At 66.5% G+C, this 14,831-nt stretch carries 17 protein-coding genes; 5 read left to right on the top strand and 12 right to left on the bottom strand.

Annotated features, from left to right (window positions below; all coding sequences use genetic code 11):
• Positions 1–132: 132 nt before the first annotated feature.
• Positions 133–2,028 (top strand): 1-deoxy-D-xylulose-5-phosphate synthase, encoded by a 1,896-nt coding sequence (gene dxs, locus OH705_RS23620; RefSeq protein ID WP_267303092.1) that lies wholly within the window; start codon positions 133–135, stop codon positions 2,026–2,028.
• Positions 2,029–2,145: 117 nt separating this feature from the next.
• Positions 2,146–3,996 (top strand): TonB-dependent receptor domain-containing protein, encoded by a 1,851-nt coding sequence (locus OH705_RS23615; RefSeq protein ID WP_094012306.1) that lies wholly within the window; start codon positions 2,146–2,148, stop codon positions 3,994–3,996.
• Here the strand turns inward: OH705_RS23615 and OH705_RS23610 are convergent.
• The 12 genes from OH705_RS23610 to nrdR form a co-directional block, all read right to left on the bottom strand.
• Positions 3,974–4,786, bottom strand: coding sequence for a cobalamin-binding protein (locus OH705_RS23610; RefSeq protein WP_038707261.1), 813 nt, complete (start codon positions 4,784–4,786; stop codon positions 3,974–3,976). The genes OH705_RS23615 and OH705_RS23610 overlap by 23 nt on opposite strands.
• Entirely contained in the window at positions 4,786–5,205 is a 420-nt protein-coding gene (locus tag OH705_RS23605) for an MFS transporter (RefSeq protein ID WP_267303091.1), read from the bottom strand. The genes OH705_RS23610 and OH705_RS23605 overlap by 1 nt, the downstream gene beginning before the upstream one ends.
• Positions 5,202–5,819 carry a GTP cyclohydrolase II gene (ribA, locus tag OH705_RS23600; RefSeq protein WP_023631163.1) on the bottom strand — a complete coding sequence of 206 codons (618 nt, stop codon included), beginning with the start codon at positions 5,817–5,819 and terminating at the stop codon, positions 5,202–5,204. The genes OH705_RS23605 and ribA overlap by 4 nt, the downstream gene beginning before the upstream one ends.
• Positions 5,820–5,968: 149 nt before the next feature.
• Positions 5,969–6,715, bottom strand: a complete 747-nt coding sequence (locus OH705_RS23595) for a substrate-binding periplasmic protein (protein ID WP_267303090.1) — start codon at positions 6,713–6,715, stop codon at positions 5,969–5,971.
• Positions 6,716–6,731: 16 nt separating this feature from the next.
• The gene (locus OH705_RS23590; protein WP_023632630.1) at positions 6,732–7,235 is read right to left on the bottom strand and encodes a phosphatidylglycerophosphatase A; all 504 of its coding nucleotides are present in this window, start codon (positions 7,233–7,235) and stop codon (positions 6,732–6,734) included.
• Positions 7,232–8,188 (bottom strand): thiamine-phosphate kinase, encoded by a 957-nt coding sequence (gene thiL, locus OH705_RS23585; RefSeq protein ID WP_267303089.1) that lies wholly within the window; start codon positions 8,186–8,188, stop codon positions 7,232–7,234. The genes OH705_RS23590 and thiL overlap by 4 nt, the downstream gene beginning before the upstream one ends.
• An 18-nt stretch (positions 8,189–8,206) precedes the next feature.
• Positions 8,207–8,707, bottom strand: coding sequence for a transcription antitermination factor NusB (nusB, locus tag OH705_RS23580; protein WP_023631200.1), 501 nt, complete (start codon positions 8,705–8,707; stop codon positions 8,207–8,209).
• Positions 8,704–9,180, bottom strand: coding sequence for a 6,7-dimethyl-8-ribityllumazine synthase (gene ribE, locus OH705_RS23575; protein WP_023631199.1), 477 nt, complete (start codon positions 9,178–9,180; stop codon positions 8,704–8,706). Before ribE ends, nusB begins: the two co-directional genes overlap by 4 nt.
• Before the next feature lie 91 nt (positions 9,181–9,271).
• Positions 9,272–10,363 (bottom strand): bifunctional 3,4-dihydroxy-2-butanone-4-phosphate synthase/GTP cyclohydrolase II, encoded by a 1,092-nt coding sequence (ribBA, locus tag OH705_RS23570; RefSeq protein ID WP_038707258.1) that lies wholly within the window; start codon positions 10,361–10,363, stop codon positions 9,272–9,274.
• A gap of 18 nt (positions 10,364–10,381) precedes the next feature.
• A complete protein-coding gene (locus OH705_RS23565) occupies positions 10,382–11,047 on the bottom strand; it encodes a riboflavin synthase (protein ID WP_023632720.1) in 666 nt (221 codons plus the stop codon).
• A 42-nt stretch (positions 11,048–11,089) separates the two neighbouring features.
• Positions 11,090–12,217 carry a bifunctional diaminohydroxyphosphoribosylaminopyrimidine deaminase/5-amino-6-(5-phosphoribosylamino)uracil reductase RibD gene (gene ribD, locus OH705_RS23560; RefSeq protein WP_038707257.1) on the bottom strand — a complete coding sequence of 376 codons (1,128 nt, stop codon included), beginning with the start codon at positions 12,215–12,217 and terminating at the stop codon, positions 11,090–11,092.
• A 2-nt stretch (positions 12,218–12,219) separates the two neighbouring features.
• A complete protein-coding gene (gene nrdR, locus OH705_RS23555; RefSeq protein WP_009685710.1) occupies positions 12,220–12,684 on the bottom strand; it encodes a transcriptional regulator NrdR in 465 nt (154 codons plus the stop codon).
• A gap of 105 nt (positions 12,685–12,789) precedes the next feature.
• On the opposite strand from nrdR, the gene OH705_RS23550 reads away from it, so the two are divergent.
• The 3 genes from OH705_RS23550 to trxA are packed head-to-tail and all read left to right on the top strand — an operon-like array spanning position 12,790 to position 14,806.
• Complete coding sequence (locus OH705_RS23550; protein WP_038707256.1) at positions 12,790–13,242, top strand: YbaY family lipoprotein; 453 nt, start codon at positions 12,790–12,792, stop codon at positions 13,240–13,242.
• Positions 13,243–13,902, top strand: coding sequence for a class I SAM-dependent methyltransferase (locus OH705_RS23545; RefSeq protein WP_094012312.1), 660 nt, complete (start codon positions 13,243–13,245; stop codon positions 13,900–13,902). It begins immediately after the preceding gene.
• Positions 13,903–13,933: 31 nt separating this feature from the next.
• Positions 13,934–14,806 (top strand): thioredoxin, encoded by an 873-nt coding sequence (trxA, locus tag OH705_RS23540; protein ID WP_038707255.1) that lies wholly within the window; start codon positions 13,934–13,936, stop codon positions 14,804–14,806.
• The last annotated feature ends 25 nt before the right edge of the window (positions 14,807–14,831 follow it).

Here is a 14,831-nt window from a genome sequence, read left to right as displayed (position 1 = left end):
CACCCGTGGGAGCTTTGGCGCACCGCCGCTCCCACGTTGATCAACGACACCTTCACCACACCCGACTGAATGGGCAGCTTTTCCTACAATGGGGTAAACTGCCGCGTCTTCACACCTATAACGACTCGCCTGATGCCCACGACGTTTCAAGAGATCCCCCGCGAACGCCCGGTCACGCCGTTGCTGGACCGCGCCGACACGCCCGCCGGCCTGCGCCGGCTGGCCGAAGCCGACCTGGAGACCCTGGCCGACGAGCTGCGCCAGGACCTGCTCTATACCGTTGGGCAGACCGGTGGGCATTTTGGTGCGGGCCTGGGCGTCATCGAGCTGACGATCGCCCTGCACTACGTCTTCGACACCCCGGATGACCGGCTGGTGTGGGACGTCGGCCACCAGGCCTACCCGCACAAGATCCTCACCGGCCGGCGCGAGCGAATGCTCAGTCTGCGCCAGAAAGACGGCATCGCCGCCTTCCCGCGCCGCAGCGAGAGCGAGTACGACACCTTCGGCGTCGGCCACTCCAGCACCTCGATCAGCGCCGCGCTGGGCATGGCCATCGCCGCTCGCCTGCAGAACGACCCGCGCAAGTCGATCGCGGTGATCGGTGACGGCGCGCTGACCGCCGGCATGGCCTTCGAGGCGCTGAACCACGCCCAGGAAGTCAACGCCGACATGCTGGTGATCCTCAACGACAACGACATGTCGATTTCGCGCAATGTCGGCGGCCTGTCCAACTACCTGGCCAAGATCCTTTCCAGCCGCACCTACGCGAGCATGCGCGAAGGCAGCAAGAAAGTGCTGTCGCGCCTGCCCGGTGCCTGGGAAATCGCCCGCCGCACCGAAGAGTACGCCAAGGGCATGCTGGTGCCGGGCACGCTGTTCGAGGAGCTGGGCTGGAACTACATCGGCCCGATCGACGGCCACGACCTGCCGACCCTGATCGCCACCCTGCGCAACATGCGCGACCTCAAGGGCCCGCAGTTCCTTCACGTGGTGACCAAGAAGGGCAAGGGCTTCGCACCGGCCGAGGTCGACCCGATCGGCTACCACGCCATCACCAAGCTGGAGCCGGCCGACAAGCCGGTCGCGCCGAAGAAGGCCAGCGGCCCGAAATACGCCTCGGTGTTCGGCCAGTGGCTGTGCGACATGGCCGCCGCCGACAATCGCCTGGTGGGCATCACCCCGGCGATGAAGGAAGGCTCGGACCTGATCGACTTCAGCGAACGCTACCCGGAGCGCTACTTCGACGTCGCCATCGCCGAGCAGCACGCGGTCACCCTGGCCGCGGGCATGGCCTGCGAGGGTGCCAAGCCGGTGGTGGCGATCTACTCGACCTTCCTGCAACGCGCCTATGACCAGCTGATCCACGACGTGGCGGTGCAGGACCTCGATGTGCTGTTTGCCATCGACCGCGCCGGCCTGGTCGGCGAGGACGGCCCGACCCACGCCGGTGCCTACGACCTGTCCTACCTGCGCTGCATCCCCGGCATGCTGGTGATGACCCCGAGCGACGAGAACGAGCTGCGCAAGATGCTCAGCACCGGCCACCACTACAAGGGCCCGGCCGCCGTGCGTTATCCACGCGGCACTGGCCCCAACGCGCCGATCAGCGGCGACCTGGAGCCCCTGGAGATCGGCAAGGGCGTGGTCCGCCGCCAGGGTGGCAAGGTCGCCCTGCTGGTGTTCGGCGTACAGCTGGCCGAAGCCCTGCAGGTAGCCGAGCAGATCGATGCCACCGTGGTCGACATGCGTTTCGTCAAGCCTCTGGACGAGGCGCTGGTGCTGGAAATGGCCGCCAACCATGAGTTGCTGGTGACCATCGAAGAGAATGCCATCATGGGTGGCGCCGGCGCAGCGGTGGGCGAGCTCCTCGCCCGCGAAGCGGTGGTCAAGCCGCTGCTGCACCTGGGCCTGCCGGATATCTATGTCGAGCATGCCAAGCCTGCGCAGATGCTGGCCGAGTGCGGGCTGGATGTGGCAGGGATCGAAGCCTCCGTCAAAGCCCGAATGGCCAAGCTCGGCCTGTAATCCCTGGGACCGCTTTGCGGCCCATCGCCGCGGTTCGTCGCCACGACAAGCCGGCTCCCACAGGGATCGCAGTCCCTTGTGGGAGCCGGCTTGCCGGCGATTGCGCTGGAACTAGCCATGAAACTCCCAAGCCTCACCACCCTGCTCTGCCTGCCCCTCCCGCTAATGGCCGCTGAACGCGACAACGCCCTGAAGCTTCCCGACGTGCTGATCAGCGCCAATCGCCAGGTCGAGTCGCGTACCGCCACCAGTGCGGCCAATACGGTGTTCACCCGTGCCGACATCGACCGCCTGCAACCCAGCAGCGTCACCGATCTGCTCGCCCGCGTGCCCGGCGTGCAGGTCGCGCCCACCGGCGGTCGCGGCAGCCTGCCGGGCATCTTCGTGCGCGGCACCAAGGCCGCCCAGACTCTGGTGCTGGTTGATGGCGTGCGCATCGCCAACGCCACATCCGGCGACAGCGGCCTGCAGTTTCTCGGCATCGACCAGATCGAACGGGTGGAAGTGCTGCGCGGTTCGCGCTCGGCGATTTACGGCAGCGACGCCATCGGCGGGGTGATCCAGATCTTCACCCGGCGTGGCGAGGGCCAGGGCCTGCAACCGCGCCTGCGCTTGGCGGCCGGCAGCAACCAGACCTGGCAGCGCAGCCTGGGCCTGTCCGGTGGCGACGGCGCGACCCGCTTCAACCTCGGCGCCAGCCTGGACGAGACGGCCGGCATCGATTCGACCGGGCCGTCGTATGCCAGCGATGGCGACCATGACGCCTATCGCAACCGCTCGCTGAACCTGAGCTTGAGCCACAGCTTCAACGAGCGCTTCGAAGCAGGCCTGAACCTGCTCGACAGCCGTGGGCGTCGTGAGTTCGACGAACCTCGTGGTAGCAGCCCGCAAGTGCCCTACTCGAACTTCGCCGTCAGCAGCCTGGGCAGTTACTTCGATGCCCAACTTACCGATCTGTGGCATTCCAGACTGGAGATGGCCCACAGCGAGAACCGCGACGACAGCCGCGACAAGCTCACGCACCAAAGCTCGCCATTCAACACCTACCGCGACCAAGTCACCTGGCAGAACGATCTGACCATCGATGACGACAACAGCGTGCTACTGGGTGGCGAGTGGTACGAGGACCGGGTGCATTCGAGTACCGATTTCAATGAGGACAGCCGCTGGAACCGCGCAGTGTTCGCCCAGCATCGCTTCCACAACGAGCACTTCTCGACCGAACTGGGCGTACGCCACGACGAGAACCAGCAGTTCGGCGGCCAGACCACCTGGAGCGGCAGCCTGACCCTGCCATTGAACGCCCGTAATGACTTGCTGTTTTCCTACAGCGAGGGGTTCCGCGCCCCCACGTTCAACGACCTGTACTACCCCGGCTTCAGCAACCCCGATCTCAAGCCGGAACACTCGAAATCCTATGAGGTGCAATGGCGCAGTCAACTGACCGACAGCAGCCGCCTGGAAACCTCGCTCTATCGCACCGACTTGCGAGACGCCATCAGCTACGACGCAGATGCCAATACCATGGGCAACGTTGCCCAGGCCCGTATCAACGGCTTCGAGATGGCGCTGGACCAGCAATGGGGGGCCTGGACATCGACGTTGGGCCTGGCATTGATCGACCCGCGTGACCGGAAGAGTGGCCACACGTTGTCCCGGCGCGCGCGGCGTACGCTGAGCCTGGATATCGACCGTCAATACGACCGCTTCAATGTTGGCGCCAGCTGGCAGGCCGTGAGCAGCAGCTACAACGACGAAACCAACAACGCCCCCATCGGCGGATACGGGCTGCTGGGCGTTCGCGGTGGCTGGGCTGCCACTCGCGAGCTGAGGCTCGACTTGAAGCTCGACAACCTGCTGGACAAGCGTTACAGCCGCAACCTCTACAACTACCAGGGCAATGACTACGGCTACCGCGAAGAAGGACGCACCTGGCTGTTGAGCCTTACCTGGACACCGGCGCTCTAGCATCGAGCAACGCACACAGCCGAGCAGTCGCCTCGATCATCTGCCCGCTGGGCCGCTCCAGGCCCTTGTCCGGCACCACCAGCAAGCGCTCGCCCTTCACGGCGCTCAGCCGCGGCCAATCGCGCCAACTGGCCAGTTGCGCCTCATCGCCCGCCAGGATCACCTCGGGGTCGCGCAGCAGCACCGACTCCACGCTGACCTGCGGAGCGGGCTGGGCCAGATCGTCGAACACATTGCGTGCCCCACACACACGCAAGGCGTCGCTGACCACCTGGCGGCCACCCAAGGTGTACAGCGGCTTGTCCCAGACCTGGTAGAACACCCGTAGCGGCGCCTCACGCCGGTAGCGGTTGCGCAGCCTTTGCAGCCGCTCACGCAGGCTGGCGGCATAGGCGCGGCCTTGCTGGTCACGGCCAATACGTTGGGCGATGGCTTCGATTTGGTCGATCAACTGGTCGAGATTGCCGGGCTCGCCGCTGAACGTGGCGATGCCCAGGCGCCTGAGCTGGTCGCGCTGGGCCGGAGGCACGCTGCCGGGCCACAGCAGCAAGAGGTCGGGCTCGAGGCTTAACAGACGCTCCATGTCGAGCTGGCCATGACGGCCGACGGAAGGCAACCGGGCCAGCGCCGGCGGACGCTCGCCGCCATCGAGCACACCGACCAGCAACTCGCCGGCGTCCAGTTCCAGAACGATCTCGGTCATCGATGGCGCCAGGCTGACTACCCGCGGCGCAGCCTCGGCCAAAGCACCGAGGCACAACAGCGAAAAACCGGCGAGCAGCGCCCGCATCAACCGAGCTGGCGCGGGATGCGATAGAGGTACAGCAGCACCACGGTGGACAGGGCGAGGAGAATCTGCGGCACTGCCTCCAGCCCGACCAGCACCGACAGCGCGGCAACCCAAGCCGGGAAGCAGGCGAACAGCATGGCCAGGCGGCGCACCCGCGCCAGCTCGATCCAGGCGGCCGGCTCTTCGGCGCTGCCCAGCGCCTTGTCGGTGGCGATCAACGCCCGCTTGTACGCGCTGAAGCGCGGCAGGCTGAGGAACATGCTGGCGGCACCGGCGATGAACAGCGGCATGGCCAACACCGGGATCAGCGCCTCGCCGCCACCGAAGGCCCAGCCCATCACCGGCAGCGGCAGCAATCCCACGGCCAGGTACTGCCACCAGGCCAGCGCCAGCCGCCGCTTCACCTCTGTGCGCGTCACGCCTGGGGTACCTCGCCCTGGTGCTTGTTGCCCATCATGTGGCCGAGCTTGTCGGCCTTGGTGGCCAGGTACAGGCGGTTGTGCGGGTTGTGGCCAGTGTGCAGCGGCACGCGCTCGGCGACCTTGATGCTCATGTCGGTCAGGGCCTTTACCTTGCGCGGGTTGTTGGTCATCAGACGCAGCGACTTCACGCCCAGGTGCTCGAGCATCGGCAGGCACATGGCGTAGTCACGCTGATCAGCGGCGAAGCCCAGGCGCTCGTTGGCCTCGACGGTATCGGCACCGCCGTCCTGCAGCTCGTAGGCGCGGATCTTGTTCAGCAGGCCGATGCCACGGCCTTCCTGGCGCAGGTACAGCAGTACGCCACGGCCTTCACGGGCGATGGCCTGCAATGCAGCCTCCAGCTGCGAGCCGCAGTCGCAACGCTGGCTGAACAGCGCATCGCCGGTCAGGCATTCGGAGTGCAGACGCCCCAGCACCGGCTCGCCGTCGGCGATATCACCCAGGCTGAGCACCACGTGCTCGCGGCCAGTGGCTTCGTCGAGGAAGCCATGCATGGTGAAGGTCGCAAAGGGAGTCGGGAGTTTCGAGGCGGCAACAAAGACGACGGGCACGTTGTGCTCCTGGGCAGTAGGTTTTTTCAGATCGGCCGATTGTATCAGCAGCCCGGCGCAGGTGCGCAGGAGGAATATCGTGGCTTAAGATCGAAAAGTTAGATGCATATGGCCCCACACCGCCCCCTGCGGCAGCGGACTGCGGGCAGTTACTGATGGGGCAGGTGATCAACCGTAAACGGATAAGGCTGCTTCCAGCGCTCGAAGATCGGCTTCAGCTCGCCGCTGCGCACCAGTTGCTCCATGCGTCGGTCGAACAGGTCACGCAGGACCTTGCCCTGTTCACTGTGGGTGAAGGCAAGGTACAACGGCAGCTCGGCGACGTGGGTGCGGCGAAAGCGCGAGGCATCGGGCGCCTGGCCAAGCACATAGTCGACCTCGGCGAGCGCATCGATGTAGAAGTCGACCCGGTCATGCTCGAGCATCGGCAGGATGCCCTCGCGACGCTGGATCTCGCGGAAGTTGTGGACCTCGGGCAGATAGCTGGCGTAGTCATAGCCGCGCACCCAGGCCAGCCGGTACTGGCCGATAGTCTCGAGCGTTGGCACCGGCTTGTCGACCAGGCCCAGCGCATAGATATGGTCCTGGTCGAAGTACCACTGCGGATACAGGTTGTCGGCGTTCTCTTCCTTGTAGGAGCCGACCCAGGCATCCGCCTCGCCGCGCTTCACCAGCCCGACGGCGCGGCTGTAGGGCGCGCTCTTGACCACGACCTTGACCCCGGCCGGCTCGAACACCTTGCGCAAAACGTCCCAGGCCAGCCCGGTGCCATCGGCATTGGTGTAGTCGACCCACGCCTCGCTGACCAGACGCACCTGCGCCGGCGCCTCCTGGGCCATCGCACCCGGCCCCGCGACCAACAGCATCGATGCCAGCACCACAGCCTTCAGGCCCATCGCAACGCTCCCTGTATCAGGCCACCGCCCACACCAGAACCTGCATGCCCAGCCAGGCGAACACGCCGGCCAGGATATCGTCGAGCATGATCCCGAACCCCCCATGCACATGGCGGTCGACCCAGCGGATCGGCCACGGCTTGAGGATGTCGAAGAAGCGGAACATCAGGAACCCCGCCAGCAGCCACTGCCAACCTTCCGGCACCAGCCACAGGGTGATCCACATGCCGACGATCTCGTCCCAGACAATGCCCTCATGGTCGTGCACGCGCAAGTCGTTGGCCACCTTGCCGCACAACCACACGCCGAACAACATGCTGATGCCCAGCAACAGCCAATAGCCCCAGTCGGGCAGCATCTGCCACAGCGGGATGAACGGCAGCGCCACCAGCGAACCCCAGGTCCCCGGTGCCTTGGGCAGGGTGCCCGAGCCGAAGCCGAAGGCGATGAAGTGCCACGGGTTGCGCCAGACCGAAGGCGGAACGAACTCCGCAGGCACCTGGTTGGGGTGGTCGGTCACGGTGTCTCCCTGAAATGTTGATAGCCCCGTTGCACGGGGGTGATGTCCTGGCCTTGCGGGTCACGCAAGGTCACGCCCTGGCCTTCCAATACACGACCGATGACGTGCACCTCGCGGGCCAGGGCCGTCAGTGCGCTTTCCGGCACGGTGAACGCCAGCACGTAGTCGTCACCACCAGTGAGCGCTGCATGCAAGGCCGCTTCTCGACCGAGGAAAGCCTGTAAAGGAGCAGACACGGGGACCTGCGCCAGGTTCACCTGCAGCGCCACGCCGGACGCCTTGGCGATATGCCCGCAGTCCGCCAGCAGGCCATCGGAAATATCCAGCGCCGCCGTGGCCAGGCCGCGCAAGCGCTCGCCCAGTTGCAGTTGCGGCACGGGCGACCAGTAATGCTCGAGCAATGGCCCGGCCACATCGGCTGCCGCCTCGCGTTCGCCCAGCACCAACGGCAAGGCCCCTGCCGCATTACCAAGGAAACCACCAACACACAGCAGGTCGCCCGGCTGCGCGCCGCTACGGCGCAGCGCCTGGCCGGTCGGCACCCGGCCGAACACGGTCACGGTAATGCTCAACGGGCCGCGTGTAGTATCGCCACCAATCAGGCTGATAGCGCAGCGCGCGGCCATGCGGCCGAGCCCGTCGGCAAAGCCGGCAAGCCATTGCGCGCCGACCTGGGGCAAGGTGAGGGCAAGGGTGAAGCCGATGGCCGTGGCGCCCATGGCCGCCAGGTCACTGACCGCCACGGCCAGCGCGCGCTGGCCGAGCAGCAACGGGTCGCAGACTGCGGGGAAATGCACACCGGCCACGAGCGTGTCGGTGGAGATCGCCAGCTGCTCGCCGGCAGGCAGGTCCAGCAAGGCACAGTCGTCGCCGATCCCCAGGGCCACACCCACGCCGCCCTGCGCACAGGGCGCGGCGGCGAAGTAGTGACGGATCAGCTCGAACTCACCCATGGCTGGTCAGCGCCGCGATCAGCGCTTGTTCGCCTTGACTTCCGCCTCACGCAGACGCGGAGCCAGCTTGTCGAGCACGCCGTTGACGAACTTGTGCCCGTCGGTGGCACCGAAGACTTTCGCCAGTTCCACACCTTCGTTGATGACCACGCGGTACGGTACGTCGACGCGCATCATGAACTCCCAGGTGGACAGGCGCAGCACGGCCAGTTCGACCGGGTCGAGCTCTTCCAGTGGCGTGTCCAGGCAAGGCTTGAGCGCCTCGTCGATCTCGGCCTTCTTCGCTGGGACCCCGTGCAGGATCTCGCGGAAGTAGGCGCCGTCGATATCGGTGAAATCGTTGTCGACCCGGAACTGCGCTTCGACCTCGTTCAGCGAATGCTTGGCCATGTGCCACTGGTAGAGCGCTTGCGTGGCGAGCTTGCGGGCTTCGCGACGCTTGGCGCTCTTCGAGGGCTTGCCGGCATCCGCGGGTTTTGGATCGCGCGGGTTGAAACGATCGCTTTCGTCGCTAATCACTTGGCCTCCAACTGCGCCAGCAGGCTGACCATTTCCAGAGCGGACAGGGCAGCTTCGGCACCTTTGTTGCCGGCCTTGGTGCCGGAACGCTCGATGGCCTGTTCGATGGAGTCGACGGTCAGTACGCCGAAGGCCACCGGAACACCGAACTCCATGGACACCTGGGCCAGGCCCTTGGTGCACTCGCCCGCCACGTATTCGAAGTGCGGGGTACCGCCACGGATCACCGCGCCCAGGGCGACGATCGCGTCATAAGCGCCCTGCTGGGCGACTTTCTGTGCCACCAGCGGGATTTCGAACGCGCCCGGGGCACGGATGATGGTGATGTCGCTTTCGCTGACGCCGTGGCGTACCAGGGCATCGACTGCACCGCTTACCAGGCTTTCGACGACGAAGCTGTTGAAGCGGCCAACCACCAAAGCATAGCGACCTTTGGGGGCGATGAAGGTACCTTCGATGGTCTTCAGGGTCATTCCGGAGTTCTCATCTTCAAGAGCGAGGCCGCGCTGTGGCGGCCTCGGGAGGGTTTTGACTCGAGCTTAGGGGCGATCAGGGCGCCTCAAGTCACTCGGAGGGCACGTATTCTACAACTTCCAGATCGAATCCGGATATCGCATTGAACTTCATCGGCGAACTCATCAGGCGCATCTTGCGCACACCGAGGTCGCGCAGGATCTGCGAACCGGCACCGACAGTGCTGTAGGTGGTGGGTGCCTTGGGCTGCGCATCGCCCGCGCTTTCGCGGATGTGCGCCAGCAGCACGTCGCCGTCCAGCGGGTGGCCCAGCAGCAGGACCACGCCGCTGCCGGCCTCGGCCACCGCGGCCATGGCCGCGCGCAGGCTCCAGCGCCCCGGCTGCTTGACCAGCAGGAGGTCGCGCAGCGGGTCCATGTTGTGCACCCGCACCAGCGTCGGCTCTTCGGCGCAGATCTTGCCCAGTGTCAGGGCCATGTGCACGTCGCCTTCCACCGCGTCACGGTAGGTGACCAGGTTGAATTCGCCCAGCTCGCTCTCGATCGGCTGCTCGGAAACGCGCTGCACGGTGCGCTCGTGGATCATGCGGTAGTGGATCAGGTCGGCGATGGTGCCGATCTTCAAGCCATGCTCGGCAGCGAACACTTCCAGCTCGGCGCGGCGCGACATGGTGCCGTCGTCGTTCATCACCTCGCAGATCACCCCGCTCGGCTCGAAACCGGCCATGCGCGCCAGGTCGCAGGCGGCCTCGGTATGGCCGGCGCGGGCCAGGGTGCCGCCGGGCTGGGCCATCAGCGGGAAGATATGCCCAGGGCTGACGATGTCTTCGGCCTTGGCGTCCTTGGCCGCGGCGGCCTGCACGGTGCGGGCGCGGTCGGCGGCGGAGATGCCGGTGGTGACGCCTTCGGCGGCTTCGATCGACACGGTGAACTTGGTGCCGAAGCCCGAACCGTTGCGCGGCGCCATCAGCGGCAGCTTCAGGGTTTCGCAGCGCTCGCGGGTCATCGGCATGCAGATCAGGCCGCGGGCGTGCTTGGCCATGAAATTGATGTGCTCGGGCAGGCAGCACTCGGCCGCCATGATGATGTCGCCTTCGTTCTCGCGGTCTTCGTCATCCATGAGGATGACCATTTTGCCCTGGCGGATGTCTTCGACCAGTTCTTCGATGCTGTTGAGCGCCACGCGGCACCCCCTTCTCAATCAGGATTTCAAGAAGCCGTTGGCGGCCAGGAAGCTTTCGGTGATGCCACTGCCTTTGCTCGGCTCGGCGGCCTTGTCGCCCAGCAGCAGACGCTCCAGGTAACGGGCCAGCAGGTCGACCTCAAGGTTCACCCGACGCCCTGCGCGGTAGTCGGCCATGATGGTTTCAGACAGGGTGTGCGGGACGATGGTCAGCTCGAACTCGGCGCCATCGACTTCGTTGACCGTCAGGCTGGTGCCGTCGACGGTGATCGAGCCCTTGTGGGCGATGTACTTGGCCAGCTCCTTGGGCGCACGCACGCGGAACTGGATGGCGCGGGCGTTATCAGCGCGCGAAACGATTTCGCCGACACCGTCGACGTGGCCGCTGACCAGGTGTCCGCCCAGGCGAGTGGTCGGGGTCAGGGCCTTTTCCAGGTTGACCCGGCTGCCGCTCTTGAGGTCGACCATGGCGGTACGCTTGAGGGTCTCGACGCTGACGTCGGCCCAGAAGCCGTCGCCGGGCAGCTCGACGGCGGTCAGACACACGCCGTTGACCGCGATGCTGTCGCCAAGCTTGACGTCGGCCAGGTCGAGCTTGCCGGTTTCAACGTAGACGCGCACATCACCGCCCTTGGGGGTGAGGCTGCGGATGGTGCCGATGGATTCGATGATGCCGGTGAACATACTGTTCTCCTCAAGTACGGGCTGCGCGAAGCAAGCCAGGCATTATACGCCGGGGGCCGGCAGGGGGATGGCAGTGACTCGCCAGTCATCGCCGACCGCGCGCATGTCGGTGATCTTCAGCCGCGGCGCCTCGCTCATTTTCGACAGCGGCCAGTCCAGCAGCGGACGGGCGTCGGAGCCGAGGAAGGTGCCGGCGACGAACAACTGGTACTCGTCGACCAGGCCCTGGCGGGCGAAGGCGCCGACCAGACCGGCGCCGGCTTCCAGGAGGATTTCGTTGACGCCCCGCCCGGCCAGCACCCGCAGCAGGGCCGGCAAGTCGACGCGGCCGTCGCTGCCGGGCAGGTCAAGCAACTCATGGCCGGCGGCGGCATAACGAGGGTCCTCGCCGGCGGCGGTCACCACCAGCGCCGGGCCGGCCTGGAAGAACGGCGCGTCCAGTGGCAGGCGCAGGCGCCCATCGATCAGCACGCGCAGCGGCGGGCGCGACACGGCCAGGGCGGTGAGCGCCTCATCCAGGCCAAGTTCCTCGCCACGCACGGTCATGCGGGCGTTGTCGAACAGCACGCTCTCGGCGCTGGTCAGCACCACGCTGGACCGGGCGCGCAAGCGCTGGACCGCGGCACGAGCGGCGGGGCCGGTGATCCACTGGCTCTCGCCGCTGGCCATGGCAGTGCGACCGTCCAGGCTCATCGCCAGCTTGGCGCGCACGAATGGCAGGCCGTGCTCCATACGCTTGAAGAAGCCTGTGTTGAGGGCGCGAGCCTCGGCTTCGAGCACCCCGCTGGCGACCTCGATGCCGGCCTCGCGCAGACGGCGCAGGCCATTGCCGGCCACTTGCGGGTTGGGGTCCTGCATGGCCGCGACCACCCGCGCCACCCCGGCGTTGACCAGGGCTTCGGCGCACGGCGGCGTGCGGCCATGGTGGCTGCAGGGTTCGAGGGTGACGTAGGCACAGGCGCCTCGGGCGCGCTCGCCGGCCTGGCGCAGGGCATGGACCTCGGCGTGCGGCTCGCCGGCACGCACATGCCAGCCCTCGCCGACCACCTCGCCATCGCGCACGATCACGCAGCCCACGCGGGGGTTTGGGTGGGTGCTGTACAGGCCCTTGCGGGCCAGTTCCACGGCCCGGGCCATGTAGTGGGCGTCGAGAATGGCTTGGCTGGACATGCTTACTCTTTGGCTGGCTCGCGGGCCAGGCGGTCGATTTCTTCGCGGAATTCGTCGAGGTCCTGGAAACGTCGGTAGACCGAGGCGAATCGGATGTAGGCCACTTCGTCGAGCTTGCGCAGCTCGGCCATCACCATCTCGCCGACCACCAGCGATTTCACTTCGCGCTCGCCGGTGGCACGCAGGCGGCTCTTGATGTGCGCCAACGCCGCTTCCAGGCGCTCGACGCTGACCGGGCGCTTTTCCAGCGCGCGCTGCATGCCGGCGCGCAGCTTGTCTTCATCGAAGGGCTGGCGCGTGCCGTCCTGCTTGATCAGCCGCGGCAGCACCAGCTCGGCGGTTTCGAAGGTGGTGAAACGTTCGCCGCAGGCGACGCACTCGCGACGGCGACGCACCTGTTCGCCCTCGGCGACCAGGCGCGAGTCGATGACCTTGGTGTCGTTGGCCCCGCAAAACGGACAGTGCATGGTGACAGGCAACAAAAAAAGGGAGGGCCATGGTAGCGCATTGCACTGGCAAGACAAGCCAAAGGGGTTACCATCCATGCAAATCTGCCCGTGAAGGACGACCCCATGTACCCTCGAGCGCTCGTCGTGCTGTGTTGCGCCGCCCTGCTCGCCGCCTGCGGCAGCGACCGCCCAAAGCCGGAGCAAGCCCCGGCCCCGGTGCCGGCCAAGGTGGCAAAGAAGACCGAACCCCTGGGCCCGCTGCCGGCCTACCAGCGCGAGCTGAGCGGTACCCTGATGGAAATCCCGGCAGGTGCCGATGTGGAGCTGGCCCTGCTGGTAATCGACGAGCGTGGCCGCCCGCAGCAACTGCTGGCCAGCAGCACCCTGAGCGGCACCGGCCAGGCCTTGCCCTACCGACTGCGCTTCAACCCCGAAGCCTTCCCGGCCGGCGCGCGGGTCGAACTGCGCGGCCGCGCCAGCCGCTCCGGCCAGTTGATCCTGCACCTGCCTCCGGTACCCATCGCCCAGGCCCAGACCCAGGCCACCGGCCCGCTGCGTTTCGAAAAGGCACCATAGATGGCCCCGCTGGCCCTGCAACAGGCCTTGAGCGGCCTGATCGGCGAAGCACGCCTGATCGTCAGTGAACTGCCCGAGTGCGACCTGAAACTCTGGTTGATCGACGACCAGAACATGGATCGCGCATTCAGCAGCGAGGAAACCCGGCGCATTCTCGAAGAGCCTCCCTACTGGAGCTTCTGCTGGGCCAGCGGCCTGGCCATGGCGCGCTACCTGGCCGAGCAACCGCACTGGGTGCGTGGCAAGCGCGTGCTGGACTTCGGCGCCGGCTCCGGCATCGCCGGGATCGCCGCCGCCCGGGCCGGCGCGCTGGAGGTGGTGGCCTGCGACCTCGACCCGCTGGCCCTGGACGCCTGCCGCGCCAACGCCGCACTGAACAACGTGACACTGGGCTACAGCAGCGACTTCTTCGCCGAGGCCGACCGCTTCGACCTGATCCTGGTCGCCGATGTGCTCTACGACCGCGCCAACCTGCCGTTGCTGGACGCATTCCTCGGCCGTGGCCGCCAGGCGCTGGTGGCCGACTCGCGGGTGCGCGATTTCAGCCACCCGCTGTACCGTCCGCTCGGCGTGCTGGAGGCGCTGACCCTGCCGGATCTGGCCGAGCCGCACGAATTCCGCCGGGTCAGCCTGTACCACGCCAGCCGCGAGCCCTTATAGTGGGGGCATTCACGGATTTGCGAGAGTCACGATGAGCCAGGAAACACCATTTATCTTCGATGCCACCGATGCCACCTTCCAGCAGTTGGTCATCGAGAACTCCTTCCACAAGCCGGTACTGGTCGACTTCTGGGCCGAATGGTGCGCGCCGTGCAAGGCGCTGATGCCGCTGTTGGCGAAGATCGCCGAGGGCTACCAGGGCGAGCTGCTGCTGGCCAAGATCAACTGCGACGTCGAGCAGCAGGTCGTCGCCCAGTTCGGCATCCGCAGCCTGCCGACCGTGGTGTTGTTCAAGGATGGCCAACCGGTCGACGGCTTTGCCGGCGCGCAGCCCGAGTCGGCCATCCGCGCCATGCTCGAACCCCATGTGCAGATGCCCGCGCCGCCCGCCGCCGCGCCGCTGGAGCAGGCCAAGGCGCTGTTCGCCGAAAGTCGCTTCAGCGAGGCCGAGGCCCTGCTGCAGGTGCTGCTGGGTGAAGACAACAGCAATGCCGAGGCGCTGATCCTCTACGCCCGCTGCCTGGCCGAGCGTGGCGAGCTGGGCGAGGCCCAGGTGGTGCTCGACGCGGTCAAGACCGACGAGCACAAGGCCGCACTGGCCGGCGCCAAGGCCCAGCTGACCTTCCTGCGCCAGGCCGCCAGCCTGCCGGAAGCCGCGGAGCTGAAGAGCCGCCTGGCGCAGAATCCGCAGGATGACGAAGCAACCTACCAGCTGTGCATCCAACAGTTGGCACGCCAGCAGTACGAGGCCGCAATGGATGGGTTGCTGAAGCTGTTTCAGCGCAACCGCGCCTACGAGAACGGCCTGCCGCAGAAGGCGCTGCTACAGGTGTTCGAGCTGCTGGGCAACGAGCATCCGCTGGTCAGTGTGTACCGCCGCAAGCTGTCCTCAGCGTTGTTCTGAGGCTGCTGGGGCTGCTATGCAGCCC

The sequence above is a fragment of the Pseudomonas sp. BJa3 genome (assembly GCF_026343815.1).
Lineage (GTDB): Bacteria > Pseudomonadota > Gammaproteobacteria > Pseudomonadales > Pseudomonadaceae > Aquipseudomonas > Aquipseudomonas soli.
The sequence above is the reverse complement of the archived record's forward strand: the minus strand, read 5'-3'. Positions and strand labels throughout refer to the sequence as shown.